This window comes from Micromonospora sp. NPDC023814 (genome assembly GCF_040639595.1).
Classification (GTDB): Bacteria; Actinomycetota; Actinomycetes; order Mycobacteriales; family Micromonosporaceae; genus Micromonospora.
Genome location: NZ_JBFAAF010000042.1, coordinates 1 through 26,992, shown reverse-complemented (window position 1 = coordinate 26,992; position 26,992 = coordinate 1). Strand labels below are relative to the sequence as shown.

General features: G+C 71.6%; 23 protein-coding genes, 1 tRNA gene and 1 pseudogene. 7 read left to right on the top strand and 18 right to left on the bottom strand.

Annotation, left to right across the window (positions count from 1 at the left end):
- Window positions 1–151: 151 nt before the first annotated feature.
- Window positions 152–1,012, bottom strand: coding sequence for a helix-turn-helix transcriptional regulator (locus AB0G14_RS21955; protein WP_357700117.1), 861 nt, complete (start codon window positions 1,010–1,012; stop codon window positions 152–154).
- Window positions 1,013–1,338: 326 nt separating this feature from the next.
- Window positions 1,339–3,447: an excinuclease ABC subunit UvrB gene (gene uvrB, locus AB0G14_RS21950; RefSeq protein ID WP_357700115.1), complete on the bottom strand. Its 2,109-nt coding sequence runs from the start codon at window positions 3,445–3,447 to the stop codon at window positions 1,339–1,341.
- A gap of 300 nt (window positions 3,448–3,747) precedes the next feature.
- Between uvrB and AB0G14_RS21945 the strand changes: the two genes are divergently transcribed.
- On the top strand, window positions 3,748–5,226 hold the full coding sequence (locus AB0G14_RS21945) for a hypothetical protein (protein WP_357700113.1): 1,479 nt from the start codon (window positions 3,748–3,750) through the stop codon (window positions 5,224–5,226).
- Window positions 5,227–5,299: 73 nt separating this feature from the next.
- Here the strand turns inward: AB0G14_RS21945 and coaE are convergent, their stop codons facing one another.
- Window positions 5,300–6,481 (bottom strand): dephospho-CoA kinase, encoded by a 1,182-nt coding sequence (gene coaE / locus AB0G14_RS21940; protein ID WP_357700184.1) that lies wholly within the window; start codon window positions 6,479–6,481, stop codon window positions 5,300–5,302.
- A gap of 331 nt (window positions 6,482–6,812) precedes the next feature.
- The gene (gene rpsA, locus AB0G14_RS21935) at window positions 6,813–8,303 is read right to left on the bottom strand and encodes a 30S ribosomal protein S1 (RefSeq protein WP_357700111.1); all 1,491 of its coding nucleotides are present in this window, start codon (window positions 8,301–8,303) and stop codon (window positions 6,813–6,815) included.
- A gap of 400 nt (window positions 8,304–8,703) precedes the next feature.
- On the opposite strand from rpsA, the gene AB0G14_RS21930 reads away from it, so the two are divergent.
- The 5 genes from AB0G14_RS21930 (at window position 8,704) to AB0G14_RS21910 (ending at window position 10,850) form a co-directional block, all read left to right on the top strand.
- Complete coding sequence (locus AB0G14_RS21930) at window positions 8,704–9,510, top strand: class I SAM-dependent methyltransferase (RefSeq protein ID WP_357700109.1); 807 nt, start codon at window positions 8,704–8,706, stop codon at window positions 9,508–9,510.
- A gap of 132 nt (window positions 9,511–9,642) precedes the next feature.
- The gene (locus AB0G14_RS21925) at window positions 9,643–10,092 is read left to right on the top strand and encodes a Uma2 family endonuclease (RefSeq protein ID WP_357700182.1); all 450 of its coding nucleotides are present in this window, start codon (window positions 9,643–9,645) and stop codon (window positions 10,090–10,092) included.
- Window positions 10,026–10,169, top strand: coding sequence for a hypothetical protein (locus AB0G14_RS21920; protein WP_357700107.1), 144 nt, complete (start codon window positions 10,026–10,028; stop codon window positions 10,167–10,169). Before AB0G14_RS21925 ends, AB0G14_RS21920 begins: the two co-directional genes overlap by 67 nt.
- A gap of 44 nt (window positions 10,170–10,213) precedes the next feature.
- The gene (locus AB0G14_RS21915) at window positions 10,214–10,435 is read left to right on the top strand and encodes a DUF2945 domain-containing protein (RefSeq protein ID WP_357700105.1); all 222 of its coding nucleotides are present in this window, start codon (window positions 10,214–10,216) and stop codon (window positions 10,433–10,435) included.
- Window positions 10,422–10,850 (top strand): DUF3140 domain-containing protein, encoded by a 429-nt coding sequence (locus tag AB0G14_RS21910; protein ID WP_357700103.1) that lies wholly within the window; start codon window positions 10,422–10,424, stop codon window positions 10,848–10,850. Before AB0G14_RS21915 ends, AB0G14_RS21910 begins: the two co-directional genes overlap by 14 nt.
- Window positions 10,851–11,038: 188 nt before the next feature.
- Here the strand turns inward: AB0G14_RS21910 and polA are convergent, their stop codons facing one another.
- From polA to AB0G14_RS21855, 11 genes are all read right to left on the bottom strand, one after another.
- On the bottom strand, window positions 11,039–13,738 hold the full coding sequence (gene polA, locus AB0G14_RS21905; RefSeq protein WP_357700101.1) for a DNA polymerase I: 2,700 nt from the start codon (window positions 13,736–13,738) through the stop codon (window positions 11,039–11,041).
- Window positions 13,739–13,861: 123 nt separating this feature from the next.
- Window positions 13,862–14,671, bottom strand: a complete 810-nt coding sequence (locus tag AB0G14_RS21900) for an amino acid ABC transporter ATP-binding protein (protein ID WP_357700099.1) — start codon at window positions 14,669–14,671, stop codon at window positions 13,862–13,864.
- The gene (locus AB0G14_RS21895) at window positions 14,668–15,648 is read right to left on the bottom strand and encodes an amino acid ABC transporter permease (protein ID WP_357700098.1); all 981 of its coding nucleotides are present in this window, start codon (window positions 15,646–15,648) and stop codon (window positions 14,668–14,670) included. The genes AB0G14_RS21900 and AB0G14_RS21895 overlap by 4 nt, the downstream gene beginning before the upstream one ends.
- A 2-nt stretch (window positions 15,649–15,650) precedes the next feature.
- Window positions 15,651–16,562: an ABC transporter substrate-binding protein gene (locus AB0G14_RS21890; protein ID WP_357700097.1), complete on the bottom strand. Its 912-nt coding sequence runs from the start codon at window positions 16,560–16,562 to the stop codon at window positions 15,651–15,653.
- A 33-nt stretch (window positions 16,563–16,595) separates the two neighbouring features.
- Window positions 16,596–17,306, bottom strand: a complete 711-nt coding sequence (locus AB0G14_RS21885; RefSeq protein WP_357700096.1) for an ABC transporter ATP-binding protein — start codon at window positions 17,304–17,306, stop codon at window positions 16,596–16,598.
- Window positions 17,296–18,087 carry an ABC transporter ATP-binding protein gene (locus tag AB0G14_RS21880; protein ID WP_357700178.1) on the bottom strand — a complete coding sequence of 264 codons (792 nt, stop codon included), beginning with the start codon at window positions 18,085–18,087 and terminating at the stop codon, window positions 17,296–17,298. The genes AB0G14_RS21885 and AB0G14_RS21880 overlap by 11 nt, the downstream gene beginning before the upstream one ends.
- A 46-nt stretch (window positions 18,088–18,133) precedes the next feature.
- The gene (locus AB0G14_RS21875) at window positions 18,134–19,243 is read right to left on the bottom strand and encodes a branched-chain amino acid ABC transporter permease (protein ID WP_357700094.1); all 1,110 of its coding nucleotides are present in this window, start codon (window positions 19,241–19,243) and stop codon (window positions 18,134–18,136) included.
- Window positions 19,240–20,190: a branched-chain amino acid ABC transporter permease gene (locus AB0G14_RS21870; RefSeq protein ID WP_357700092.1), complete on the bottom strand. Its 951-nt coding sequence runs from the start codon at window positions 20,188–20,190 to the stop codon at window positions 19,240–19,242. The genes AB0G14_RS21875 and AB0G14_RS21870 overlap by 4 nt, the downstream gene beginning before the upstream one ends.
- A 107-nt stretch (window positions 20,191–20,297) precedes the next feature.
- Window positions 20,298–21,458 (bottom strand): branched-chain amino acid ABC transporter substrate-binding protein, encoded by a 1,161-nt coding sequence (locus AB0G14_RS21865; RefSeq protein ID WP_357700090.1) that lies wholly within the window; start codon window positions 21,456–21,458, stop codon window positions 20,298–20,300.
- 259 nt (window positions 21,459–21,717) lie between these two features.
- Window positions 21,718–22,887, bottom strand: coding sequence for a hypothetical protein (locus AB0G14_RS21860; protein ID WP_357700088.1), 1,170 nt, complete (start codon window positions 22,885–22,887; stop codon window positions 21,718–21,720).
- Between the two features lie 158 nt (window positions 22,888–23,045).
- Window positions 23,046–23,666 (bottom strand): response regulator, encoded by a 621-nt coding sequence (locus AB0G14_RS21855; RefSeq protein ID WP_357700086.1) that lies wholly within the window; start codon window positions 23,664–23,666, stop codon window positions 23,046–23,048.
- A gap of 125 nt (window positions 23,667–23,791) precedes the next feature.
- Between AB0G14_RS21855 and AB0G14_RS21850 the strand changes: the two genes are divergently transcribed.
- Window positions 23,792–23,868, top strand: a tRNA-Leu gene (locus AB0G14_RS21850).
- Between the two features lie 1,023 nt (window positions 23,869–24,891).
- Here AB0G14_RS21850 and AB0G14_RS21845 read toward each other — a convergent pair.
- The 3 genes and pseudogenes from AB0G14_RS21845 to AB0G14_RS21835 all read right to left on the bottom strand — a co-directional run bounded on the left by AB0G14_RS21845 (window position 24,892) and on the right by AB0G14_RS21835 (window position 26,973).
- A pseudogene (locus AB0G14_RS21845) lies at window positions 24,892–25,574 on the bottom strand (transposase).
- A 63-nt stretch (window positions 25,575–25,637) separates the two neighbouring features.
- Complete coding sequence (locus tag AB0G14_RS21840) at window positions 25,638–25,862, bottom strand: hypothetical protein (protein WP_357700084.1); 225 nt, start codon at window positions 25,860–25,862, stop codon at window positions 25,638–25,640.
- A 43-nt stretch (window positions 25,863–25,905) separates the two neighbouring features.
- Complete coding sequence (locus AB0G14_RS21835; RefSeq protein WP_357700082.1) at window positions 25,906–26,973, bottom strand: IS110 family transposase; 1,068 nt, start codon at window positions 26,971–26,973, stop codon at window positions 25,906–25,908.
- Window positions 26,974–26,992: the final 19 nt, after the last annotated feature.

Genomic DNA, 26,992 nt, shown 5'->3' with positions numbered 1-26,992 from the left:
CCTGCGCGGTGCACGCGCCGGCTGCCGGTCCCGACGGGCTCGGGGGCGCCGGGCCCGGTGGCCCGCGCGGCGATATCCGGCGGGCAGCGCCTCGGCCGCGCTGCTCGCACGCGGCCGGGTCAGTCGGCAGGCATCGCCGCCCCGGCAGGAATCACTCGACGGCACGCCGGCTCAGCGCCGCGCTCGTCTCCTCCGGGCTGAGCGCCGCGTCCAGCAGCCAACCGGTGAGCTGGTCGTAGCGGCCGACGTCGGCCGTCGTCGCCAGGCGCACGTCGGTGGTCAGCGCCTCCAGCATCACAGTGCGGGGGTCGGCCGGGTCGGGGAACGAGTAGCAGGAGTACGGCGTGAGCGGCTGCGCCCCGCCCCGCGCGGCGACGCCCCGGGGCAGCAGCCGGATCGTCACGTGCGGCAGGCCGGCCAGCTCGACCAGGTGCCGCAGCTGCTCCTGCCACACCTGCGGCGGGGTGTCGCCGGCCTCGCAGGCCGCCTCGGCGAGCAGCGCCGTGTAGCGGGGCGGGTCGGCCCGCCGCAGCACCTCGTGCCGCATCGCGCGGGCGCGCACGTCGGCCTCCACGTCGACGGTCGGGTCGAGCAGCCGCCCGGCGGCGATCCGCAGCCGCGCGTACGCCGGGGTCTGGAGCAGCCCCGGCACGACGGCGGGCTGCCAGTCCACGATGGTCGCCGCCCCCGCCTCCAGCTCGGCGTAGGTGCGCTGCCGCTCCCCCATCTCCCCCAGCGCCTTCCACCAGCCCCGGCTGGTGGCGGCATCGCGGGCGATGACGATGAGCGACTCCCGCTGCGGCGGCGGCACCTCGTAGACGTCGAGCAGGTCGAGGACGTCGGCGAGATCCGGCCGGCTCTGCCCCAGCTCGATGCGGGACAGCTTGGAGGTGGACGCCCAGCCGAGCCGGTCGCAGACCTGCTCCAGTGTCAGCCCCTCCCGCCTGCGCAACTGGCGCAGCTCGGCGCCCAACCGCGCGCGTCGAATGACCGGACTCGTTGACAACGGCATCCCCGCCTCCCCACCGAGGGAGATTACGCAGGACGATCACCCAGCGCAATAGTTTGCTCGCGTACCGCAATCGAGACTAGTAGCCCCGTTGCCGGCCGGGCGCCGCCGGCCGCCTGTCAGGGCCGGTACGTGCCGAACGAGCAGACGTCGCCAACCAGGTCACGGGGGCGGTGCAGTACGGCGGGCGCCTCCGGGACCCCGGGCCCGGCGCCCGGGGCCGGGGTCCGCTCGGTGGAAGCGTGCGGTGATCTTCGGGCGACGGGCCGGCCTCGTGGTGTAACCGCAGGGCGAGGAAGCCGGCGGCTCCGCCGGCTTCCTCCAGGCGGTCACTTCACGCCGGCGGCGTCCATGCCGCGCAGCTCCTTCTTCAGGTCGGCGACCTCGTCGCGGATCCGGGCGGCCAGCTCGAACTGCAGCTCCCGCGCCGCGGCCAGCATCTGGTCGTTGAGTTCCTGGATGAGCTGGGCCAGCTCGGCCCGGGCCATCCCCTCCCGCGCGGGGCCGGCGCCGGCGGCCCGGCCGCGACTGCGGGTCTCCTTCACCGGCGCCTTGCCCCGGGACAGCTGCCGCACCGCACCGCCGACGCGGCTGTTCTCGGTGTCCTCCGCCTCGCGGTAGATGTCGTCGAGGATGTCGTGGATCTTCTTGCGCAGCGGCTCCGGGCTGATGCCGTGCGCCTCGTTGTGCGCGATCTGCTTGGCCCGCCGCCGGTTGGTCTCGTCGATCGCGTCCGCCATCGACGGGGTGATCTTGTCGGCGTACATGTGCACCTGGCCCGAGACGTTCCGGGCCGCCCGGCCGATGGTCTGGATCAGCGACCGGCCGCTGCGCAGGAAGCCCTCCTTGTCGGCGTCGAGGATGGCGACCAGCGACACCTCGGGCAGGTCGAGACCTTCCCGGAGCAGGTTGATGCCGACCAGCACGTCGTAGTCGCCCTTGCGCAGCTCACGCAGCAACTCCACCCGGCGCAGCGTGTCGACCTCGGAGTGCAGGTAGCGCACCCGGATGCCGTTCTCCAGGAGGTAGTCGGACAGGTCCTCGGCCATCTTCTTGGTCAGCGTGGTGACCAGCACCCGCTCGTCGCGCTCGGTGCGCAGCTTGATCTCGTGCATCAGGTCGTCGATCTGGCCCTTGGTGGGCTTGACGACGACCTCGGGGTCGATCAGGCCGGTCGGCCGGATCACCTGCTCGACGAACTCGCCCTGGGCCTGCTCCAGCTCCCAGGGGCCGGGCGTGGCGGACAGGAAGACCATCTGGCCCACCCGCTCCAGGAACTCGTCGAACCGCAGCGGCCGGTTGTCGGCCGCGCTGGGCAGCCGGAAGCCGTGGTCGATCAGCATCCGCTTGCGCGACGCGTCGCCCTCGTACATGCCGCCGATCTGCGGGATGGTCACGTGCGACTCGTCGACGACCGTCAGGAAGTCGTCGGGGAAGTAGTCGAGCAGGCAGTGCGGCGGGCTGCCCGGCAGCCGGCCGTCGATGTGCATCGAGTAGTTCTCGATGCCGGAGCAGAAACCGACCTGCCGCATCATCTCGATGTCGTAGGTCGTGCGCATCCGCAGCCGCTGGGCCTCCAGCAGCTTGCCCTGCCGCTCCAGCTCGGCCAACCGCTCGCCCAGCTCGGCCTCGATGTCGCGGATCGCCCGCTCCATCCGCTCCGGACCGGCCGCGTAGTGGGTGGCCGGGAAGATCAGCAGGTGGTCGACCTCGCGGACCACGTCGCCGGTGAGCGGGTTGAGGTAGTAGAGCTTCTCCACCTCGTCGCCGAAGAGCTCGATCCGGACGGCCAGCTCCTCGTAGGCCGGGATGATCTCCAGCGTGTCGCCCCGGACCCGGAAGGTGCCCCGGTTGAAGGCCATGTCGTTGCGCGAGTACTGGATGTCGACCAGGCGGCGCAGCAGCTGGTCGCGGTCGAGCTCCTGCCCGACGGCGACGCGCACGGCCCGGTCGAGGTATTCCTCCGGGGTGCCCAGGCCGTAGATCGCCGAGACGGTGGCCACCACCACCACGTCGCGCCGGGTGAGCAGCGACATCGTCGCCGAGTGCCGCAGCCGCTCGACCTCCTCGTTGATCGAGGAGTCCTTCTCGATGTAGGTGTCGGTCTGCGGGATGTAGGCCTCGGGCTGGTAGTAGTCGTAGTAGGAGACGAAATACTCCACCGCGTTGTGCGGCAGCAGCTCGCTGAACTCCTTGGCCAGCTGCGCGCAGAGCGTCTTGTTGGGCGCGAGCACCAGCGTCGGCCGCTGCAACCGCTCGACGAGCCACGCCGTGGTGGCGCTCTTGCCGGTGCCGGTCGCGCCGAGCAGCACCGTGTTGCGGTCGCCGCGTCGGACCCGACGCTCCAGGTCGTCGATGGCCGCCGGCTGGTCGCCGGCCGGCTGGAAGTCGCTGACGACCTGGAAGCGGCCGTCGAGCCGGGGAATGTCGAGCGCCATGACCTCAACGGTACGCCGGGGGTCCGACACCCCGCGCCGACTACGGACAGTCCCTGATCGGCTTCGATATTCCCATTGTGTGGCCGATCTCACGAGACTACGCTCTCGGTGTAGGCCGCTCGCGGCGGCCGACCGGGCAGGCGGCCAGGCCCTCAGCGGCCGGCCCGCCCCCGGCACAGGGGTCGCAGCACCCGGCACGCCCGGCGTGCGCACCCGACGTGGTCGCGCCCGAGGCGCTGACCGGCCGCCGCGAGCGCCCCTGCTCGTCACCCCGCGACGGTGAATCCCGTTCAACCATCCGTGGACACCTCCGCCGCCCGGGCCACCCGTCCCGACCCGACCTCCCCGCCACACGACGACGCCCACACCGGGGCCGTCCCGCGGGTGCTGACCGGCCGCCGGCGCACCACCCTGCTGGTGCTCGCGGTCGTGGCCGTGCTCTCCGCGGCGGCGCTGGTCGCGGGGCTGCTGAGCTGGTCGCCCGACCGGTCGGAGCCGCCCCGGGCGCTGACCGGCGACGAGCGCGAGCGGCTGGCCGCGATGCGGGTCACCAACCACCGCGACCTGCGGGCCGGGGTGCGGGTGACGACGGGCACCGGATCCGACCGCACCGAACTGGTCGGCTGGGTCGACTGGTCCCGGCCGCTGGTCTACCTGGACGTCGGCGGGCCCGGCGCGGGCGCCGAACGCGGCCTGCTGCAGGCCACGCCGACCGTGGCCGTGCTGCGGCCCGACCCGTCGGCGGTGCCCACCGCCGCGCCGCCTCCGCTGGTGCCGCCGGCGGACCGCTGGCGGCTGCACGACCCGTCCGGCGGGCGAGGGCTCGCCGCCGTGCTCGACCTGCTCTTCCGGCTCGGCGCGAACCGCCCCGAGCCGCCCTCGGAGGCCGCCCGCTGGGTGGGCCGCGCCACCGTCGGCGCGGAGCCGGTCGACATCCTCCAGGCGCCGTCGGCCCCGGGCACGCCACCGCCAGCCGCGTCCGCGGCGACGGGCGACCACCCGCGCTACTGGCTGGACCGCGACGCCCGCCTGCACCGGCTGGAGACCGGACTGCCCGGCGTCGGGCCGGTCACCGTGCAGCTCACCCGCACCGACCGGCCGACGCTGCGGCCGGTCGACGCCCTCGGCGGCCGGCCCGGGCAGCCCCGCGCCCCGACCGCCGGGGAGCGGGACCGGCTGGACCGGTTGCCCGCCCGGCTCCGCGCCGCCGGCGGCGCCGCCGTCACCCTCACCGCGCCCCTGGCCACCGGCACCAACCTGCGCGGCGCCGGCTGGGTGAGCTGGACCGGCCGGGCCGCGTACGTGGCCGTCGCCGACCTCGGCGTACCGGAGCGCCGGGCGCTGCTGCGCGTCGACGGGACGGACGTGACCCGGGCGGAGGTCCCCGCCACGACGGTTTCCGGCACGGTGGAGGCACCCGGCCGGCCCCCGCTGCCGCCGCCCGCCCGGGGCTGGCGGGCCGACCCGACGCACGCCGGCGACCTGGGCCTGCTGCTCGACGCGGCGCTGCGGGCCGCCCGGTCGCCCGCGCCGCGGGGCGCCACCCTCCGGGTGCGCGGAGACAGCCTGTCCGGGAGGACCGTGGACGTGGTCGAGCTGCGCACGTCCGGGGCGCTGCTGCGCTACTGGATCGACCGGTCCGGCGTGCTGCGCCGGCTGGAGCTGCGTACCCGGTCGGGTGCCTGGGCCCAGCTCGACCTGACCCCCGGCGCGGTGCCCCGGTTGCCCGCTGCCCGGTCGACGCCGCAGCGCCCGGAGGCGCCGGCCGCCGGGCGGTGACCGAGCGGGGCCGGGGTCGCCGCCGGGGTGACGTCAGGGCCCCGACGCGCCGGCGACGGCGGCCGGTGACCGGTCAGGGGCGCCAGCCGGTCTGCGCCGCCCATCCCTCGGCGCGCAGGTGCTCCTCGTCGAACCATGGGTCCTTCGCCGTGGTGTAGGTGGCGCTGTCCGGGGCCGAGGCGGCCAGTTCCCGCTTCAGCAGCAGGTAGGCCGCCCGCTGGTCCGGGTCGGCACGCAGGTGGTCGCGCATCAGCAGCGCGTACCGCCAGCCGGGCGAGTCCACGGCGCGGACGTGCAGGTACACGGGGCGGGCCGGGTCGGCGCTACCGTGCAGCCGCTTCTCCCACCGGCCGCTGCCGGGCAGTCGGGGGTTGTCCCACCAGTCGCCGGGCAGGCGCGGGAAGCCCGCGGCGGCGAGCCGCTCGGCCAGCGGGCCGTCCGCGTCGGCGAGGGTCGGCACGGTGAGCTGGATGTCGATCACGTCCTTGGCGGCGAGCCCGGGCACCGCGGTCGAGCCGATGTGGTCGATCCGCAGGTCGGCGGGGGCGATCGCGTGCCGGATCCGGGCGGCGAGCCGCGCGTACTGCTGCGGCCAGGTCGGGTCGGCCTCGGTCAGCACGACGCGGTGTGGCCGCACCGGTCGCCGCTCGCGCAGGTTCGCCTCGTAGGGCAACAGCCGCTCGTCCCACAGCGCGTCGACCGCCGCGTGCAGGTCGACCAGGCTGCCGTCGTTGGTCAGCACCACGTCCGCCGCGGCCCGGCGCCGGGCGTCGTCGGCCTGCGCGGCGATCCGTCGCTCGGCCTCCGCCCGGTCCATCCCCCGGTCGCGGGCCAGCCGCGCCAACCGGGTGGCCACCGCCGTCTGCACCACGACCACCAGGTGGTACGTGGGCGCGAGCCCCACCTCCACCAGCAGCGGCACGTCGTTGACCACGATCGCATCGGGCGCCGCCGCGGCGGCCAGTTCGGCCGTGCGGGCCCGTACGCGGGGATGGATGATCGCCTCCAGCCGGCGTCGGGCCGCCTCGTCGGCGAAGACCACCGCGCCCAGCGCCGCCCGGTCGAGGGCCCCGCCGGCGTCGAGGACCCGGTCGGAGAAGGCCGCGACGATCTCGGCCAGTCCCTCGGTGCCCGGCGCCACCACCTCCCGGGCCACCTGGTCGGCGTCGATGACCACCGCGCCCCGCTCGGCCAGCCGGGACGCCACCGCGCTCTTGCCGGATCCGATCCCCCCGGTCAACCCCACCATCAGCACCGGACCAGTCAACCCGATCTTCCCCGCACCGCCAAACCGGGCCGGTGCCCGCGCCCGACACGCCCGCCACGCCGGACGGAGGCCGGCGCGGGCCGTCTGAGCCACGGGTCTGGCTGGCCGCCGAGCGGATGGGCCCGGCCTCCGGGCCCCACCGGCGCGGACGGGCCCGGCCCCACCGAATCGAACCGGCCGGTGCCTGGGCCCGCCGGAACGGCGCCGAGCGGCCGACCCGCGCCGGAGCAGGGGCCGGGAGGGGCGGGCAACGGCGAGGGCCCCGCCCCCGGCGATCTCGCGATCGCGGGGACGGGGCCCTCGTCCGTCGTTCAGCGGGTCACTTGCCGCCGGCGAGCTTCTCCCGCAGAGCGGCGAGCGCCTCGTCGGTGGCCAGGGTGCCGGCCGGCTCCTCGGCCTGCCGGCTCGGGGCCGCGCTGGTCGAGGTGGTGGTGCCACCGGTGACGGCCGGAGCCGGGTTGGCAGCGGCCTCGGCGTCGGCGGCGCGGGAGGTCTGCACCTGCTTGGTGTGGGCCTCCCAGCGCTGACGGGCCTCGGCGTACTGGTTCTCCCAGGTCTCGCGCTGCTTGTCGTACCCCTCGAGCCACTCGCCCGTCTCCGGGTCGAAGCCCTCCGGGTAGATGTAGTTGCCCTCGGCGTCGTAGGTCGCGGCCATGCCGTAGAGGGTCGGGTCGAAGTGCTCCTCGCCCTCGACGAAGCCCTCGTTGGCCTGCTTGAGCGACAGCGAGATCCGGCGGCGCTCCAGGTCGATGTCGATGACCTTGACCATGACCTCGGAGCCGACCTGGACGACCTGCTCCGGGATCTCCACGTGGCGCTCGGCCAGCTCGGAGATGTGGACCAGGCCCTCGATGCCGTCGTCCACCCGGACGAAGGCGCCGAACGGCACCAGCTTGGTGACCTTACCCGGCACGATCTGCTGGATCGCGTGGGTGCGGGCGAACTGCCGCCACGGGTCCTCCTGGGTCGCCTTCAGCGACAGCGAGACCCGCTCGCGGTCCAGGTCGACGTCCAGGACCTCGACCTCGACCTCCTGGCCCACCTCGACGACCTCGGACGGGTGGTCGATGTGCTTCCAGGACAGCTCGGAGACGTGCACCAGGCCGTCCACGCCGCCCAGGTCGACGAACGCGCCGAAGTTGACGATCGAGGACACGACGCCCTTGCGGACCTGGCCCTTCTGCAGCTTGTTGAGGAACTCGGTGCGCACCTCGGACTGCGTCTGCTCCAGCCAGGCCCGGCGGGACAGGACCACGTTGTTGCGGTTCTTGTCCAGCTCGATGATCTTGGCCTCGAGCTCGCGGCCGACGTACGGCTGCAGGTCCCGCACCCGACGCATCTCGACCAGGGAGGCGGGCAGGAAGCCACGCAGCCCGATGTCGAGGATGAGGCCGCCCTTGACCACCTCGATGACCGAGCCGCGGACGACGCCGTCCTCGTCCTTGATCTTCTCGATGGTGCCCCAGGCCCGCTCGTACTGCGCCCGCTTCTTGGAGAGGATCAGACGCCCCTCCTTGTCCTCCTTCTGGAGGACCAGGGCCTCGATGTGATCACCAACCGAAACGACCTCGGCCGGGTCCACGTCGTGCTTGATCGACAACTCCCGAGAGGGGATGACGCCCTCGGTCTTGTAGCCGATGTCGAGCAGGACCTCGTCCCGATCGACCTTGACGACGGTGCCTTCGACAATGTCGCCGTCGTTGAAGTACTTGATGGTCTCGTCGATCGCGGCGAGGAAAGCCTCCTCGGAACCGAGATCGTCGTGGGTGACCCGGGTGGCGCTCGAGGGGGCCTCGATGCTGCTCGTCATGTGGGCGGTTGCTCCGGTCGGATGGTGTGTCACAGCAGGCTGGTGTCGCGGTGACCTGTTCGCGCCAGCGGATCCGTCGCCGGGCACACCGAAGATCGAGTGAGATCATGGAGGTAACTCCGCCAGTGGTCCCGGAGACCGCGCACCTGCTCCCTGCCGAGGCACACGATCCGCGAGCGCATCGTCTAGCCTACCTGCTGCATTACCACAGCGTGCAAGGCCTCCCGCCCTCTCGACGCCTCGCCACCTGCGAAAGCGGAGATTTCGGCAGGAAGGCGCCCCACGTGTCGCGTCTGTCACAGCGGCACCACCGGAACCGTAGCGCCACCTCCGTTCCGCCGCGCCCCGGGCCCCGCCGCCCGCCGTCGCGCCCGACGCAGGAGGGGCCTAGCGTGAGCGGGTGGACGACGACAGCAGCCGGGTGACCCGGCGCCGGGTGGGCGACGCCGAGGCCCGGCGCGCCAGCCGCCACTGGTGGGACACCGACGCCGACGACTACCAGGCCGAGCACGGCGGCTTCCTCGGCGACCTCGACTTCGTCTGGTGCCCGGAGGGGGTGCGCGAGGCGGACGTACGGCTGCTGGGCGACCTGACCGGGCGGCGGGTGCTGGAGGTCGGCTGCGGCGCCGCGGCCGCCGCGCGGTGGCTCGCCGCCCGGGGCGCCCGGCCGGTCGCCCTGGACCTGTCCGCCGGCATGTTGCGGCACGCCGCCCTCGCCGCCGCGCGCACCGGCGTACGCGTGCCGCTGGTGCAGGCCGACGCGCTGGCGCTGCCCTTCGCCGACGCGGCGTTCGACACCGCCTGCACGGCGTTCGGGGCGATCCCGTTCGTGGCCGACTCGGCGGCGGTGATGCGCGAGGTGTTCCGGGTGCTGCGCCCCGGCGGTCGCTGGGTGTTCTCGGTGACCCACCCGATGCGGTGGATCTTCCTCGACGACCCGGGCGAGGGCGGGCTGACCGCCACGCACTCGTACTTCGACCGGTCCCCCTACGTGGAGCAGGACGAGACCGGCGCGGCCACCTACGTCGAGCAGCACCGCACGCTCGGCGACCGGGTCCGGGAGATCGTGGGCGCCGGGTTCGACCTGGTCGACCTGGTCGAGCCGGAGTGGCCCGAGGGGCACCAGGGGATCTGGGGACAGTGGAGCCCGCTGCGCGGCCGCCTCTTCCCCGGCACCGCCATCTTCGTCACCGAGAAGCCCGCCTGAGAAGCCGGACCGTCGGTGCGACGTCCGGGGCCGCCGGCAGGGTTGCGCTGAGCCGGTGAACGCCGAGCCGATCGCGACACCACCTGGCCCCTGGTGTCCTGACCCGACCGGCAGCAGCGTGCGGACTACACGCTGGAGGACCTGCTCGACCTGCCGGACGACGCCCCGCGCGTCGAACTCGTCGACGGAGTCATCCAGGTGACACCATCCCCCTCCCTGGGCCACCAGGACATCTCCAGCCTGCTCTGGCTGTGGCTGCGGACCCACGCCCCCGCCCACCTCCGCGCCGCTCAGGCCGTCGGCGTGGCCCTCAACGCGAACACCAGTCGACAGCCGGACGTGCTGCTGCGCCGAGCCGAGGTGACCCCCGACCGGTCACTGCTCGTGCCTGACGACGTCATCCTCGCCGTGGAGGTGGTGTCCCCGGGTACGCGCGGCGCACCGACAGGTTCGCCAAGCCGGGTGAGTACGCCGCCGCGGGCATCCCGTTCCACTGGCGCATCGAACAGGATCCCGTGCACGTCTACGCCTACCGCCGGGGCGAGCGGCTCGGGCCGGGCGGAGAGCGGCAGTATGAACTGATCACCGACAGCGCCGAGCTGGTCGAACTCAGCGAGCCGTTCGAGATCGAGCTGCCGATCGCCGAGATCACCCCGTAGCCGGCCCGCCGTTTCCTGGCATCGACGCCGGGTACCCACCCGGCATGGCCGAGCAGAACGAGTTCCGCAAGGGTGACCACGTCTCCTGGGCCAGTCACAGCGGCCGGGCGTACGGCGTGGTCAAGGAGAAACTGATCGACCGGACGCACGTGCGCGGGCACGCCGTGAACGCGTCCCCGGAGCATCCGCAGTACCGGATCCGCAACGACGACTCGGGCCGGGACGTCGCCCACCGACCGGAGGTGCTGCGCCGTGAGCGGGAGTGACGAGGACCGGGACGTCTACCGGGAGTTCGCCGAGGCGGTGAACATGAAGCCGGGCGAGCTGTCGACGTGGCTGGAGACCGAGGAGTCCAAGCACGTCGGGTGGCGCAAGGGCACCAAGGGCGGCGAGTCCGTCGGGCACGAGTCCGGCCGGAAGATCATCGATCTGCTGCGGCGCAAGCGCGACCAGCTCTCGGAGGCCGACTACCGGCACATGCGCAAGGTCGTCGGGTACGTCCGGCGGCACATGGCGCAGCGACCCAGCGGCGACGTGCGCCAGACCCGGTGGCGGTACTCCCTGATGAACTGGGGCCACGATCCCGTCAAGGCCCCGCTTCCGTCGCCCGGCGGACCGTCCCGGAAGGCCCTGGAGCGGCACGGCGCCCCTCCGAAGGCCCGCCGGGGACCGGGACGCTGAACCGGACCCGGCCACGACGCCCGGCAGGGGTGGTACGCCGGACCGGGCCAGCACGTAGGACCACGAGCCGATGGGGTCTCGGCACGACGCCGACCGCGACGGGTTCCGGGGCAGCCCGGCCCGCGCAGGGATCAAGCCTGACCGCCCGAGCGGGTCGGGCTTGCCCGGAACCCCCACCACGAAGACACTCAGTGGTCGGCGCTGTTCCAGTCCCGCCCCTCGCCGACCGACACCTCCAGCGGCACCGACAGCGGGTACGCCCCGCCCATCTCCCGCCGCACCAGCGCCTCGAGGGCCTCCCGCTCGCCCGGCGCGACCTCGAACACCAGCTCGTCGTGCACCTGGAGCAGCATCCGCGAGCGCAGGCCAGCCTCGCGCAGCGCGGTGTCGACGTGCAGCATGGCCACCTTGATGATGTCGGCGGCCGAGCCCTGGATCGGCGCGTTGAGCGCCATCCGCTCGGCCATCTCCCGGCGCTGCCGGTTGTCGCTCACCAGGTCGGGCAGGTAGCGCCGGCGACCCAGGATCGTCGAGGTGTAGCCGTCGTGCCGGGCCCGGGAGACGATCTCCTGGAGGTAGTCGCGCACCCCGCCGAAGCCGGCGAAGTAGTCCTCCATCAGCCCGCGCGCCTCCTCGGCGGTGATGCCGAGCTGCTGGGAGAGGCCGAACGCGCTCAGCCCGTACGCCAGGCCGTAGTTCATCGCCTTGATCTTGCGCCGCTGGTCCGCGGTGACCTCGTCGAGGGGCACCCCGAAGACCGACGAGGCGGTGGCGGCGTGGAAGTCGGCGCCCGAGTTGAACGCCTCGATGAGCGCGTCGTCCGACGACAGGTGCGCCATGATGCGCATCTCGATCTGGCTGTAGTCGGCGGTGAGCAGGCACTCGTAGCCCTCCCCGACGACGAAGGCGCGGCGGATCCGCCGCCCCTCCTCGGTGCGGATCGGGATGTTCTGCAGGTTGGGCTCGGTCGAGGAGAGCCGGCCGGTGGCCGCCACCGTCTGGTTGAACGTCGTGTGGATGCGCCCGTCGTCGGAGACCGACTTGAGCAGCCCGTCGACGGTGGTCTTGAGCTTGGCCACGTCCCGGTGGCGCAGCAGGTGGGCCAGCACCGGGTGCGGGTTCTGCGCGTGGAGCCACTGCAGGGCGTCGGCATCGGTGGTGTAGCCGGTCTTGATCTTCTTGGTCTTGGGCAGGCCCAGCTCGCCGAAGAGGATCTCCTGCAACTGCTTCGGCGAGCCGAGGTTGAACTCGCGCCCCACCGCCGCGTACGCCCCCTGGGCGGCGGCCTTCACCTCGGCGGCGAAGTGCGCCTCCAGCTCGGAGAGGTAGTGCGTGTCGGCGGCGATGCCGGTGCGCTCCATGCCGGCGAGCACCCGCATCAGCGGCAGCTCCACCCCGGCCATCAGCCGGGCGGACTGCTCGCCGTCGCGGGAGAGCTCGGCGTCGATGGCGTCGGCGAGGTCGAGGGTGGCCCGGGCCTGGAGCATGAGGTTCTGCTCCGCCTCGCCGTCGTTGCCGAGGCCGTCGAGGGTGAGCTGGCCGGTCTCCGGTGCGTCGACCCGCAGCTCGCGGTGCAGGTAGCGCAGGGCCAGGTCGGTCAGGTCGTAGGAGCGCTGGTCGGGACGGGCCAGGTAGGCGGCGATCTGGGTGTCGCGGAGGATGCCCTCCAGGCGCCAGCCGTGCGCGGCGAACGCGAGCACGGCCGGCTTGCTGTCGTGCAGCACCTTGGGTCGCGCCTCGTCGGCCAGCCAGGCCGCCAGGGCCGCCTCGTCGGCCGGCTCCAGGGTGGCGGGGTCGAGCCAGGCCGCCGCGCCGCCGGCGGTCGCCAGGGCCATGCCGGTCACGGAGGCGGTGTGCCGGCGGTTGGGCCCGGTGTCGAGCTTCGCCGCCACGCCCACCGGGGTGCCGGCCGGCGCGTGCGTCTCCAGCCACCCGGCCACCGCCCCGGGCTCCGTGAGCACCTCGCCGGTGAGGTCGAAGCCGGCCTCGGCCTCCGGCTCCACGGCCTCCAGGTACTGGTAGAGCCGGTCGCGCAGGATGCGGAACTCGAGGGTGTCGAAGACCTGGTGGACGGCCTCGCGGTCCCACCCCTCCCAGCGCGTGTCCTCGGGACGCAGCGGCAGCTCCAGGTCGGAGACGAGGCAGTTGATCTCGTAGTTGCGGATCACGTCGGCGAGCCGCTCGCGCAGGCTGTCGCCGGCCTTGCCCTTGATCTCGTCGGCCCGCGCGACGACTCCCTCGACCCCGCCGTACAGGTTGATCCACTTCGCGGCGGTCTTCGGGCCGACGCCGGGGACGCCGGGCAGGTTGTCACTGGTCTCGCCGACCAGCGCGGCCAGGTCGCGGTAGCGGTCCGGGGCGACGCCGTACTTCGCCTCCACCGCCGCCGGGTCCATCCGGGCCAGGTCCGAGACGCCCTTGCGCGGGTAGAGCACGGTGACCTGGTCGCCGACGAGCTGGAACGCGTCCCGGTCGCCGGTGGTGATCAGCACCGACATGCCCTGGTCGCGGGCCTGGCAGGCGAGGGTGGCGATGACGTCGTCGGCCTCGTAGCCCTCCTTCTCCACCACCGGGATGCGCAGCGCCGCGAGGACCTCCTTGACCAGGCTGACCTGGCCCTTGAAGTCGGTCGGGGTCTCGCTGCGGCCGGCCTTGTACTCCGCGTACTTCTCGGTGCGGAAGGAACGGCGGGAAACGTCGAAGGTGACGACGATGTGCGTCGGCTGCTCGTCGCGCAGCACGTTGATCAGCATGGACGTGAAGCCGTAGACCGCGTTGGTCGGCTGCCCTGTGGTGGTGGAGAAGTTTTCCACCGGCAGGGCGAAGAACGCCCGGTATGCCAGGGAGTGTCCGTCGACGAGGAGCAGGCGCGGCGTCGTAGCTGTCACGCGAGCGACTCTAGCCGCCCGCCCCGACAGTCCGGGACACCGGCACGGCCGCCATCGGCATGCCACGCCACCGGCCCGGCGCGGACGCCGGCGCGGCCCGAGCGGGCCGCGCCGGCGGCCCCGTCACAGCACCTTGGCCAGGAACGCCTTCGTCCGGTCGTGCCGGGGGTTGGCGATCACCTCGCGCGGGTTGCCCGACTCCACCACGACGCCGCCGTCCATGAAGACCAGCGAGTCGCCGACCTCGCGGGCGAAGCCGATCTCGTGGGTCACCACGATCATCGTCATGCCGTCGCGGGCCAGGTCCTTCATCACGTCGAGCACCTCGCCGACCAGCTCCGGGTCGAGCGCGCTGGTGGGCTCGTCGAAGAGCATCAGCTTCGGCTGCATCGCCAACGCCCGGGCGATCGCCACCCGCTGCTGCTGCCCGCCGGAGAGCTGGCCCGGGTAGTTGCCGAGCTTGTCGCCCAGCCCCACCCGCTCCAGCAGCGCGGCGGCCCGGTCCCGGGCGGCGGCCTTCTTCTCCCGGCCCAGCAGCACCGGCGCCTCGGCGACGTTCTGCAGGGCGGTCATGTGCGGGAAGAGGTTGAACCGCTGGAACACCATGCCGATCGAGCGGCGCTGGGCGGCCACCTCCTTCTCCCGCATCTCGTGCAGCTTCCCGCCGCGCTCGCGGTAGCCGATCAGCTCGCCGTCCACCCGGATCCGACCGGCGTTGATCTTCTCCAGGTGGTTGATGCAGCGCAGGAACGTCGACTTGCCGGAGCCGGAGGGGCCCAGCAGGCAGCAGACCTCGCCGCTGCGGACCTCCAGGTCGATTCCCTTGAGCACCTCGACCGACCCGAACGACTTGTGCACCTGCTCGGCCCGGACCATCGGCCCGGACTCCGCCGTGGGCGCGCCGGCCTGGGCCGGCGCCGTCACCTCGGTCATCCGCCATCCACCTTCCCGGTCGTGCCGCCGCTCTCCGCCGTGATCGCCCGCAGCCTGGTCCTCGCCCGCCCGCTGCGCCCGACGCCCTTGGAGAAGTGCCGCTCCAGGTAGTACTGCCCGACCAGCAGCACGCTGGTCAGCAGCAGGTACCAGATGGTCGCCGCGACCAACATCGGGAAGACCTGGAAGGTCCGGCTGCCGACGGCCCTGAGCTGGAAGAAGAGCTCGGTCGAGACCGGCACGAAGGCCACCAGCGAGGTGTCCTTGAGCATGGCGATGGTCTCGTTGCCGGTCGGCGGGACGATCACCCGCATGGCCTGCGGCAGCACGATGCGGCGCAGGATCTGCCCCCGCCGCATGCCCAGCGCCTGGGCCGCCTCGGTTTGGCCCTCGTCGACCGACTGGATGCCGGCCCGGACGATCTCCGCCATGTAGGCGGCCTCGGAGAGGCCCAGCGCCAGCATGCCGGCCACGAAGCCGGCCAGGACCTCCAAGGCGGAGAAGCCGAACAGCCGCGCCTCGAAGTCGTCGACCCCGAACAGGGCACCGATCTGCCGGTCGAACGGCAGCCCGAACTCGATGCGCGCCCAGAGGATGCCCAGGTTGCCGAAGAGGATCGCCAGCACCAGCCGGGGCACCGCCCGGAAGAACCAGGTGTACGCCCAGGCGACGCCGCGCAGGATCGGGTTCTCCGACAGCCGCATGATGGCGAGGACGATGCCCAGCACGATGCCGATCAGCATGGAGGTCAGGAGCAGCGCGATGCTGCCGCGCACCCCCTCCATGATCGGCGGGCGGAACATCTCGTCGACCATGAGCGACCAGTTGAACGCCTTGTTCGTCACCAGCAGGTGCACGAACATGGCCACCAGCACCCCGATCACGGCGACGGCGACCCACCGCCCGGGATGCCGCACGGGCACGGCGCGGATGGGTTCCGGCCGTGCCCGTTCAGGTGTTTCTGTTCCGACCGACATGGTCAGCTGGTCGGGTTCAGCGCCGGGGTCGTGATGGCGCCGCCCTCGACGCCCCACTTCTTCAGCGCGCCCTGGTACGTGCCGTCGGCGATGACCGCCGTGACCGCCTCCTTGAGCACCTCGGCGAACGCGGCCTGGTCCTTCTTCACCGCGTAGCCGTACGGGGCGGACTCGTAGATGTCGCCGAGCAGCTCCAGCTGGCCGTTGCTCTGCTTCACCGCGTACGCGCCGACCGGCGAGTCGGCCAGCATGGCGTCGTCCTTGCCGCTGACCACGGCGGCGGTGGCGTCGCTCTGCGCCTGGTACTGGTCGATGGTGATCGCCGGCTTGCCGGCGTCGGTGCACTTCTTCGACCGGGCGGTGATGTCGTCGAGCTGCACGGTGCCGACCTGCACGGCGACCTTCTTGCCGCAGGCGTCGTTCGGGTCGATCTTGGCCGGGTTGCCGGCCTTCGTCGCCCACTGGGTGCCGGCGGAGAAGTAGCTGACCATGTTGACGGTCTTCATCCGCTCGGCGTTGATGGTGAACGACGAGACGCCGATCTCGTACTTGCCGGAGTCCACGCCGGGCAGGATCGAGTCGAACGGCGCCGACTCGTACTCGGCCTTCAGGCCGAGCTTCTGCGCGACGGCGTTGAACAACTCGACGTCGAAGCCGACGACCGTCTTGCCGTCGGCGTCGAGGAACTCCGCCGGGGCGTACGTCGAGTCGGTGCCGACCTTGATCACGCCGTCGGCCTTGATGGCGTCGGGCACCTTCGCCGCCAGCGCCGAGTCGGCGGCGGCGGTGACGCTGGGTCCGGCGCCCGGCTGCTCGGTGCTCTCCTTCTCGCCGCAACCGGCGAGCGAGAGGGCGAGCAGCGCGGCACCCGTGGCGCCGAGCACGGCCCGGCGGCCACCAGAGATGTGGAACATGTCGTTCTCCTTGCGATGAGGGGTGGCGGCCGGTCAGGCCACGCCGAGGTAGGCCTCTTTGACCGCCGGGTCGTGCAGCAGGTCCGCACCGGTCCCGCTCTTGACGATCCGGCCGGTCTCCAGCACGTACGCCCGGTGTGCCCGGGCCAGGGCCTGCTGGGCGTTCTGCTCGACCAGCAGGATGGTGGTGCCCTGTTCGTTGATCTCGGTGATGATGTCGAAGATCTGCTGGATCAGCATCGGCGCCAGACCCATCGAGGGCTCGTCGAGCAGCAGCAGCTTCGGTCGACTCATCAGGGCCCGGCCGACGGCCAGCATCTGCTGCTCGCCGCCGGAAAGGGTACCCCCGGCCTGCTTGCGCCGCTCCGCCAGGCGCGGGAACAGGTTCAGCACCCGGTCGAGGTCCTGGGCGATGCCCGTCCGGTCCCGCCGGGTGTAGGCGCCCATGTCCAGGTTCTCCAGCACCGTCATGCCCGGGAAGATGCCCCGGCCCTCCGGCGCCTGGCACAGCCCCCGCCTGACCCGCAGGTCGGCCCGGAGCTTGGTGATGTCCTCACCGTTGAACCGGATGCTCCCGCTGGCGACCGGCCGGATCCCGGAGATGGCCCGCATCGTGGTCGACTTGCCGGCGCCGTTGGCGCCGATCAGGGCGACGATCTCGCCCTCGTCCACCGTCAGGCTGATGCCGTGCAGCGCCTGGATCCGCCCGTACAGCAGGCTCACGTCGTCGATCTCAAGCAGCATCGTCCGGCACCCCCAGGTACGCCGCGATCACCTTCGGGTTCTCCCGCACCTCGGCGGGCAGCCCCTCGGCGATCTTCTTTCCGAACTCCAGCACCACGATCCGGTCGGTGACGCCCATGACCAGGCGCATGTCGTGCTCGATGAGCAGCACGGTCACGCCGGTGTCCCGGATCTGCCGGATGAGCTGGAGCAGTTCCTCCTTCTCCGCCGGGTTGAAACCGGCGGCCGGCTCGTCCAGGCAGAGCAGCACCGGGTCGGTGGCCAGCGCGCGGGCGATCTCCAGCCGCCGCTGCTCGCCGTAGGAGAGGTTGCGGGCGAACTCGTGCATCCGCTTGCGGATGCCGACGAACTCCAGCAGGCGCTCGGCCTTCTCCCGGCCCTCGCGCTCCTCCTTCCAGTACCGCGGCAGGCGGAACAGCGCGGAGATGACGCTGGTCTTGTGGTGCGCGTCCGCGCCGACCAGGACGTTCTCCATAGCGGTCATCTCGGGAAAGAGGCGGATGTTCTGGAACGTCCGCGCCATGCCCATCTTGGTGATCTGGTGCCGCTTCTTGCCGCTGATCTTCTGGCCACGGAACCTGATCTGCCCCTCGGTGGGCTGGTAGATGCCGGTCATCGCGTTGAAGCAGGTGGTCTTGCCGGCGCCGTTCGGCCCGATCAGACCGAGGATCTCCCCCTTGTACAGGGTGAAGTCCACCTCGTTCAGCGCGACCACGCCGCCGAAGCGCAGCGTGACGTTGTCGACCTCCAGCAGCGGCTCCCGGGTGGGCACCGCCTCCACGGCCGGCGCGCCGGCCTGCGCCGGGACGGCCGGCGTCTGCTCGGTGTCACTCACCGACGGTCACCTCCTTGCGGCGGTCCTTGAACTCCGCCGCGCGTCGTCGGTTCGGGATCAGGCCCTCGGGCCGGAAGATCATCATGATCACCAGCACCAGGCCGAAGAAGAGGAACCGGAACTCGTACAGCTCGTAGCCGAGCACCTCGATGCCGCGGAACCGCTCGATCATGTACGCCACCAGGCCGCCGCCGACGATCGCGCCGACGATGTTGCCGGAGCCGCCGAAGATGACCGCCGCCAGGATGATGATCGAGTTGAGCAGCTCGAAGTTCTGCGAGTTGACGAAGTTCTGCTTGCCCGCGAAGAGCGCACCGGCCAGCCCGGCGATGGCGGCACCCGCCGCGAACGCCCACAGCTTGAACTTGAACGTCGGCACGCCCATCAGCTGCGCCGCGTCCTCGTCCTCGCGGATGGAGATCCAGGCGCGGCCGACCCGGCTGTGGGTCAGGTTCCGCACCCCGATCACCACCAGGATGATCAGCGTGAGCACCAGCCAGTAGTAGGGCCGGGCGTCGAGCACGCCGAAGATCGGCTTGCCGTCGGCGTACTGGCCGGGCGGGTGCGGAATCTGGTTGAAGCCCCGCTGGCCCTTCAGGAACTCCGAGCTGACCGCCCCGATCCGGATCATCTCGGCGAAGCCGAGCGTCACCAGCGCCAGGTAGTCGCCCCGCAGCCGCAGGGTCGGCGTACCCAGCATCACGCCGGAGACCATCGTCAGCGCGATCGCCACCGGCACCGCCAGCAGCCACGGCCACAGCGTTTTGATGTCGCTGCTCGGCGAGGTCAGCACCGCCACGGTGTACGCGCCGACGGCGAAGAAGCCGAAGTAGCCGAGGTCGAGCAGGCCGGCGAAGCCGACCACGATGTTCAGTCCGACGGCCAGCAGCACGTAGATCGAGACGGTGAACATCACCTGCGTGAAGTTCGCACCGGGGGTCGGGATCGGCCCGAGGTACTGGTAGAACTCCTTGTTCGGCAGCGCGTAGAAGAACACGATCACCGCGGCGAGCAGCGCCCAGCGCACCCAGCGCGGCGCGCCGCGCCACCGTTCCCCGGCCGCCTCGCGGCCGGAGCGCACCTTCTCCAGGACGGTCGTCATGCCCGTGCCCTCCCCAGCGACTCACCCAGCAGACCGGTCGGCCGGAACATCAGCAGCACCACCAGCAGCGCGAACGCGGCGAAGTCCTTCCACTGGCTGCCGAACAGGCCGGAGGCGTAGTTCTCGACGACGCCCAGCAGCAGGCCACCGACGAGCGCACCGCGCAGGTTGCCGATGCCGCCCAGCACCGCGGCGGTGAACGCCTTGAGACCGAGCAGGAAGCCGACGCTGTAGGTGAGGGTCTGGATCCGCACGTCGTAGAGCAGACCCGCCACGCCGGCCATCGCGCCACCGGCGATGAAGACCATCATGATGATCCGGTCCTTGTTCACGCCCATCAGCGCGGCGGTGTTGGCGTCCTGCGCCACCGCCCGGATGCCGCGGCCGACCCGGCTGCGGTTGATGAACATGTCCAGCGCGATCATCATCACCAGCGCGGACCCGAGGGTCAGCAGCTGGATCGCGTCGATCGGCACCCCGGCGATGTGGAACAGCGGCTTGGAGCTGACCAGGGCGGGCGCGCCCTGCGGCAGCCGGCGGGTCCAGATGCCGAACGCCTCCGCGATGGCGATGGAGGCACCGATCGCGGTGATCAGGAAGGCCAGCGGCGGGGCGTTGCGCTTACGCAGCGGCCGGTACGCCACCCGCTCGATCACCGTCGCGGTGCCCGCCGAGGCGATCGCCGCCGCGAGCGCCGCGACGAGCAGGTAGAAGATGATCGTGCCAGCTCCGCTGACCTGCGAGTCCTGGTCGAGGCCGAACAGCCTCCAGGACACCAGGGCGGCGAACGCGCCGGCGATGAAGACCTCGGAGTGGGCGAAGTTGATGAGTCTCAGCACGCCGTAGACCAGCGTGTAGCCCAGCGCGACCAGGGCGTAGATCGCGCCCTGCGTCAGGCCGGTCGTGGTGAGTTCTCCGAAGTTGGAGAACAGTCCGTCGAAGTTCAAGGGAGGGACGCTCCATCAGGGTCTGGAGAGAAAAAGGGGGTGCGGCCGGGAGCGAGCTCCCGGCCGCACCCGCGATCACAACTCAATCGCTGTAGCAGCGACCGGCGTCAGGACTTCGGGATCTCCTGATCCGGGACGACCTTGCCGCCCTGGACCTTGAAGGCCCAGACCTTGACCTGCGCGGGGTCGAGCTCGCCGCCCTCGACGAACTTGTAGCTCGCCGCGACGCCCTCGCCGCTGTAGCCCTTCACGAACTCCAGCAGGCCCGCACGGGTGGTCTTGCCCGCCTTGATGCCGGCGAGCAGGATGTTCGCCGCGTCGTAGGCCGTGTCGCTGTAGGTGCCCGGATCGGTGCCGTTGAGGGCCTTGTACTCCTGGGCGAAGGTGCCCCGCGCCTCGGTGGCCGGCTGGCACGGGCAGGTGAGGATGGTGCCCTCGGCCGCCGCCGCACCCGCGGAGGTGATGTACGCGTTGTCGTTCACGCCGTCACCGGCGATCAGCGGAGCGGTGACCCCGGCAGCGGTGAGCTGCTTGCGGATCAGGCCGGCCTCCTGGTAGTAGCCACCGTAGAAGATGGCCTGCACGTTGGCGGCCTTGACCTTGGTGACCACGGCGGAGAACTCGACCTGCTTGCCCTCGCCCTGGACCTTGTCCGAGCCGACGACCACCGGGCCGAGGACCTTCTTGACCTCGTCGGCCAGGCCGGCGCCATACGCGGACTGGTCGTCGATGACGTAGGCCCGCTCGGCCTTGATCACGCTCTTGATGTAGTTACCGGCGGCCGGGCCCTGGCTGAGGTCGTTGCCGACGGCGCGGAAGAAGGTCTTCCAGTTCTGCTTCGCCAGGGTCGGGTTGGTCGCGGAGGGGGTGATGGTCGCCAGACCGGCCTCGTTGAACAGCGGACCGGCGGCCTCCGACTCACCCGAGTAGGCCGGGCCGACGATGCCGAGGATCTTCGTGTCGTCGATGGCCTTCTGAGCCAGCTGCGGGGCCTGGTCCGGGCTGCCCTGCGAGTCCAGAGAGACCAGCTCGACCTTGCAGTCGGCGTTTTCCTTGTTGTACTTGTCGACGGCCAGCTTGACGCCGTTGTTCTCGTTGATGCCGAGCGCCGCCGAGCTGCCGGTCAGCGCGCCGAAGAACGCGATCTTGTTGCCACAAGCTTCCCCACCGGACGCCGTGTCGTCTCCACCGCTGGAGCATGCGGTGCCGCCGGCGACGAGCGCCAGCATGGCGACCCCACCGATAACGCGCGCGAGCTTCTGCCTCAAGGCCCGAACCCTCCTCCGTCCCATGGTCCGAACCACCCGCTGCCTATTGGCCCTTGCGGGGGCGGACGAACCAGACCGTCGTCGCCGGTCTGGGGCCGGACGCTATCCCACCTTTCAGCTGTGACGAAAGCCCCAGCGGAGCGGGTTGACCGAACCGTTACACGCCGTGGCGGATTGGAAACGATCGCTGTAAGAACCGTCTGTCATGAATGCCCCTCGCCTTCGTTTCGTCGGTAACGGGCAGGTCAGCGCCCACTCCCTACCGATCCATGACCGGCAACCCCGTCCACCAGGCGCGGGACGTTTGGCCGTCATCGGCGACCAACACCAGTCGATCTCCCTGGGCCGCCGCCGCCACCGCCGTGTCGCCGCCGTCGGGCACCACGGCAGGCATCGCCATCGTCCGCCACGAATCCCCCGAATCGACCGAGAGCCACAGTCCGTGACCGCCGCCGTCCCCGGTCACCGCCACCAGAGCACGCCCGGCCGGCACCAGACCGTCGACCGACGACACCCCCGGCCCCGGCACGCCGAACCCGCCGACCCGCCGCCACTCGTCCCCGGCCAGCCGCCAGGCCGCGAACCCCTCGCGCACCGGACCGACCGCCACCAGCCCGCCGTCGCCCACCGACGCCACCCGCTGCGCCTGGCCGCGCCCGTCCGCCGCCGGCAACGCCACCCGCCGCCAGGCACGGCCGTCCGCCGAGGCCCACGCCAGGGGCGCCAGCGCGGTCGCGCCCGGCGGCAGCACCGCCCCGACCACCCACCAGCCCGACGGCACGGCCACCGCGTCGTACGCCACCGTCCGGCCGCGCCCGTCACCGGCGAGCTCCGGCACACCCTCCCGGATGGTGAACCGCGCGCCGTCGGGGGACGTCCAGACCGCCGCGCCGTCGACCCGGGCCCCCGCGATCAGCCAACCGGCCGGCCCGGCGGCCAACCGGGCCACGCTCACCGCCCGCGGCCCCGCGTACAGCTCGAAGGGGGCCGGCACCTCCCGCAGCGCGCCGTCCGGGGCCTGTGCCCAGGTGCCCGTGCGGGGATTGCCGTGCACGCCGCCGTTCTTCGCCCCGAGCGCCGCCACCCGCCCGTCCCGGCAGGCGGCCGCGTACAGCACGTGCTGGCGGCCGTAGAAGCTCGACGCCGCCACCGGCAGCGCCGACCACGCCGCGCCGTCGGCGCTGCTCCAGGCCGCCGGCCGCGTCTCCCCCGCCGCGTCGGCCAGCCCGCCCACCACGTACCACCGGCCGGCGCAGGCCACGGCGTCGCGCAACAGCGGCCGGCCGGCCGCGCCCGGCGGCGCGGGCAGGCTCAGCGGCTGCCACGCCGGGCGCAGCGGCTCGGCGGCGGGCTCCGCCGGGGCCCGGTCGCAGCCGGCCAGCAGCGCGGCGGCCACACCGAGCACCGCCACCAGCCGCCGGGACCACATGGGATCAGATGTTATCGATCGGCTGGCCCGGCGGGGAGCCCGGTTCCACGGGCCCCGGCGTGTCGCGCCGTCCCGGTGCGTCACCCCCGGGCAGTCCGGCCGACCGCGACGGAGGGCCCGGCGCGGACTCCGAGCGGCCCGGCGTGTTCCGCCCCGGGTCAGGAGGTGGGCTGCGGGACCTCGCCGCCGGCGGTCTCGGCCAGGATCCGCTCGGCGACCTCCTTCATGGTCATCCGGTGGTCCATGGCCGTGCGCTGGATCCACTTGAACGCCTGCGGCTCGGTCATCCCGTAGGTCGTCATGAGCGCACCCTTGGCGCGCTCCACGGTCTTGCGGATCTCCAGCCGGTCGGTCAGCCCGGCGACCTCCGACTCCAGCGCGGCGATCTCGGAGTAGCGGGACAGCGCGATCTCCACCGCCGGCACCAGGTCGCTCTTCTGGAACGGCTTCACGAGGTACGCCATCGCGCCGGCCGCCCGGGCCCGCTCCACCAGGTCGCGCTGGCTGAACGCGGTCAGGATGATCACCGGGGCGATCCGGGCGCCGGCGATCCGCTCGGCGGCGGCCAGCCCGTCCATGATCGGCATCTTGATGTCGAGGATGACCAGATCGGGCTTGAGCTCCTCGGCGAGCCGGACGGCGGTCTCGCCGTCACCGGCCTCCCCGACCACCTCGTAGCCCTCTTCGACCAGCATCTCGGCGAGGTCCAGCCGAATGAGCGCCTCGTCCTCGGCGATCAGAACGCGCCTGCGCTCGACGTCCGTCTGCGTCTCGGCCACGAGCCTCTCCCACCAGTCTGTGCTCGACACCCGCCGTGCCGGGTGTCGCCGCCCCTAGCGTAGTGGGTAACCTATGGCATGACGCCACAGCGTCGGGCGAGGACGCGACAGCGTCAGGCGAGCCGGTCCCCGTATTCCAATCGGCAGAGAAACGGAGCTCAAACCTCCGACAGTGTGGGTTCGAATCCCACCGGGGACACCAAATGTCGTACGGGCGTTCAAAAATCGTTCATGCACCCACCCGAGGTGCGCACCCGACCACGTTGCCTGTACCTCCACGGGGCGACCTTCGCGGAGGCTGCCCGCGCCGTCAAGTTCTCCTATCCCACGTCGGCACTGATGCAAGATCCGAGCGAAGCCGAAGGAACAGGGTCCCGGCTGCGGTGCTTCCGCTGCCGCTCGGACGTCGACCATCCGATACACCTCGGCCAGTACGCCTACCTCTTCGGCCTCTACCTCGGCGACCGGGCACCTCGTTACCACCGCCCGGGTTCCGCGGCGTGCATCTCCTGCTCCGATGCCTGGCCCGGCCTCATCGACGCCCGAGAGGACGCCATGAAGAGCGGTGCTCGCAGCTGCGGTGCAGGGCGTGTAGGCGCGGGGTTGCGTCAACCTGCAGAGCTATGGCAAACACTGGCCGTGCCTGCTGCCCCAGCACGGCCTCGGCAGGAAGCACGAGCGCCCTGTCGTGCTCACCGACTGGCAGCGGAAGATCCTCACCGCCCACCCCGGCGACTTCGCGTGGCCTGTTCCCCCACGGCACGATTCGCCAACCGGCTTACCGTGCGTGGCAAAAGCTTCGTACCCGCGCAACATGTTCACGAACGAGTCCGTAGGCATCATGGGCCTGTGCCAGTGGGTGCTAAACCTGCTCGGCGTCACCTGGAAGACGAACCGCCACAGCTCACTGTCAATGGCGTGCCGGAGGCGGTGGCCGCCATGGACCGGCACGGCGGCCTGAAGTCCTGGCACCGACCTTCATGTGCTGCGGGCAGCACGGCCAGCCATCCTCGCGCAGTGGATGGCCGACGGTGTGACCGCCTGGACCGCGGATGAGGGCGGGTGCACGGGCGCAGCTCCGCGATAGTTCCGCATCGCCATCATCGCGACGTTGCCGAATGAACCGGTGCCAGCCGGTCCAGCTGCGGACCTGGTAGTGGTCCAGGCCGACCTGGCCTGCCGGTCTGGAACAGCTCCTCGATGCTCCAGCGGGAGCCGGCCACAGTCACGGGGGTGTGCAGCGGCACCGGCCGCGGTGACCAGCACAGGTAGAAGGCCAGCTCGCCGGTGCTGCGGTTGCGGCGGATGAGCAGCCACCGATGCTCACCCGGGCCGGTGGCGGTGGTGATCCAGGCCCACAGGTACTCGCGGGGCCTTTCGCGCCCGGACCGCAACTGTGCAACTGCCACTCGGCGGTGGGGATCCGCTCGGCGAGGTCGTCGACACGGATGAGGGTGCTGCCGTCGCTGACCGCCACTCGTCGGTCACAGCCGACTGCCAGGACGTAGCCGATCCCGCGATGTTCCAGGTCGGCGCGCAGGTCGGGGTCGGCGCCGTCAACCTCGTCGCCGGTCACCCATGCGGCGGGGACACCAGCGCCCAACGCAGCGGCGATCATCTGCCGAGCCAGGGCCGGCTTCGCGGCGAAGACGACGTCCCGGGGACGCCGGCGGCGGCAAGGCGGTCGGGGCGACCGAACCAGGTCGCCTCGGGCAGGTAGAGCCGACGGTCGATCATCGCCCGGCCCGCCGGTGACACGTAGGCCAGGAACACCCCGACCTGGCTGTTCTCCACACACCCAGCGGTCCCGGTGTACTGCCGTTGCACACCGACCGAGCACACGCCCGTCTTCAGGAACCCGGTCTCGTCAGTGACCAGCACCCCATCGGGGTAGCCGAGCTGCTCCACTAGCCAGGAACGCACGTCGTCGCGGACGGCGTCGGCGTCCCATACCGCCGTGCGCAGCAGCCGCTACATCGCCTGCGGATCGACATGACCGGCGCGTTCGGCAAGCGACCAGCACGTCTTGCGTTCCACGCTCGACAGGAGCCCCTCGACGAACGCCGCCGCGGTCCGACGCGGCTCCACCCGGGCGAATCGGTCAGCGACACGCGTCTCCGCCTCGTCGAGGATGACCCTCCACCCGGCAGGGATGCTGACTCGAAAATCGGTGAGTGAGTGGGCAGGCGGCAGCACCCGGCGGAGCGCAGTGGAGCCGGGTCGGGTTGAGGGCTTCTGGTTAGGCGATGGCTGGCTGCGGTGGGGGCTGGAGATCGACTTTCTGGCCGGTGAGCTGTTCGAGCTGACGGATGAGATCACGTTGACGGCGCTGCTTGCTGATCCTCGACTCGTGGAATCCGGGGCCCAGGTCCTGGTAGCGGGCATCGGGGTCGGTAAGCAGGTGCCAGACGATGGTCAGTACTGAGTTGCCGGCCGCGACGACTGCCCGTTTCTTGCCTCGTCGGCGGGCCAGGCGACGGTAGCGTTCGCCGAGGAAGGTGCTGGTGCGGGAGAGTCCGGCGACTACCTCGCCGAGGGTAGCGGCCAGCCAGGGGTTGCCCTTGCCGGTGGGGTTGGCCTTTTTGCGGCCGGCTGACTGGGCGTCGATGGGGCTGAACTTGGCCCAGGACACCATGTGCGCGGCGGTGGGGAAGACTGTCATGTCCACGCCGATCTCGGCGATGATCTCCTGCGCGGAGCGCACGCCGACGCCGGTGATCTCATCCAGCTTCTCCACCATCGCCGCGAAAGGGGCGATCAACTCCTCGATTCGGGCGTCCAGGCCGGCGATGTCGGTAGCGAGGGCGTCGATGCGGTGCAGCATGGTGGCGCAGATGAAGGCGTGGTGGTCGTCGAAGTGGCCGGTCAGCGCCTCGCGTAGTTGGGGGATCTTGCGGCGCATCGATCCGTGGGCCATCTCCGCCAGGATTTTCGGGTCGCGCTGTCCGTCGATCATCGCCTGCAGCATCTGCCGACCGGATACCCCGTGCAGGTCGCTGATGACGGAGTCCAGCTTGATCTGCGCGTCTTCGAGGGTCTTCTCCAGGCGCTGCTTTTCCCTGGTCTGCTCGCGTACCAGGCTTCGCCGGTAGCGGGTCACATCCCGCAGCTGCCGGATCGGCTTGGGGTGCACCAGGCTGGGCCGGCACATTCCGCGTTCTACGACCTTGGCCAGCCACACCGCGTCGAGCCGATCGGTCTTCGGCCGGCCGGGCACGTTTTTGACATGTTGGGTCTGCTGCACCGATAGGTGACATCTGAGATGGCTTGCCCTGTGGGCGAGCTGGAAGGATGTCGCTGTGCCCAAGCCCTACCCCCGAGAGTTC

Bases quoted from the DNA above. Each gene is read 5' to 3' on its own strand.
- AB0G14_RS21955 (WP_357700117.1), bottom strand. From the start codon at position 1,012: ATGCCGTTGTCAACGAGTCCGGTCATTCGACGCGCGCGGTTGGGCGCC.
- uvrB (WP_357700115.1), bottom strand. From the start codon at position 3,447: ATGGCGCTCGACATTCCCCGGCTCGACGGCCGCTTCCAGGTCGTCAGC.
- rpsA (WP_357700111.1), bottom strand. From the start codon at position 8,303: ATGACGAGCAGCATCGAGGCCCCCTCGAGCGCCACCCGGGTCACCCAC.
- AB0G14_RS21915 (WP_357700105.1), top strand. From the start codon at position 10,214: ATGGCCGAGCAGAACGAGTTCCGCAAGGGTGACCACGTCTCCTGGGCC.
- AB0G14_RS21900 (WP_357700099.1), bottom strand. From the start codon at position 14,671: ATGACCGAGGTGACGGCGCCGGCCCAGGCCGGCGCGCCCACGGCGGAG.
- AB0G14_RS21895 (WP_357700098.1), bottom strand. From the start codon at position 15,648: ATGTCGGTCGGAACAGAAACACCTGAACGGGCACGGCCGGAACCCATC.
- AB0G14_RS21890 (WP_357700097.1), bottom strand. From the start codon at position 16,562: ATGTTCCACATCTCTGGTGGCCGCCGGGCCGTGCTCGGCGCCACGGGT.
- AB0G14_RS21885 (WP_357700096.1), bottom strand. From the start codon at position 17,306: ATGCTGCTTGAGATCGACGACGTGAGCCTGCTGTACGGGCGGATCCAG.
- AB0G14_RS21875 (WP_357700094.1), bottom strand. From the start codon at position 19,243: ATGACGACCGTCCTGGAGAAGGTGCGCTCCGGCCGCGAGGCGGCCGGG.
- AB0G14_RS21860 (WP_357700088.1), bottom strand. From the start codon at position 22,887: ATGTGGTCCCGGCGGCTGGTGGCGGTGCTCGGTGTGGCCGCCGCGCTG.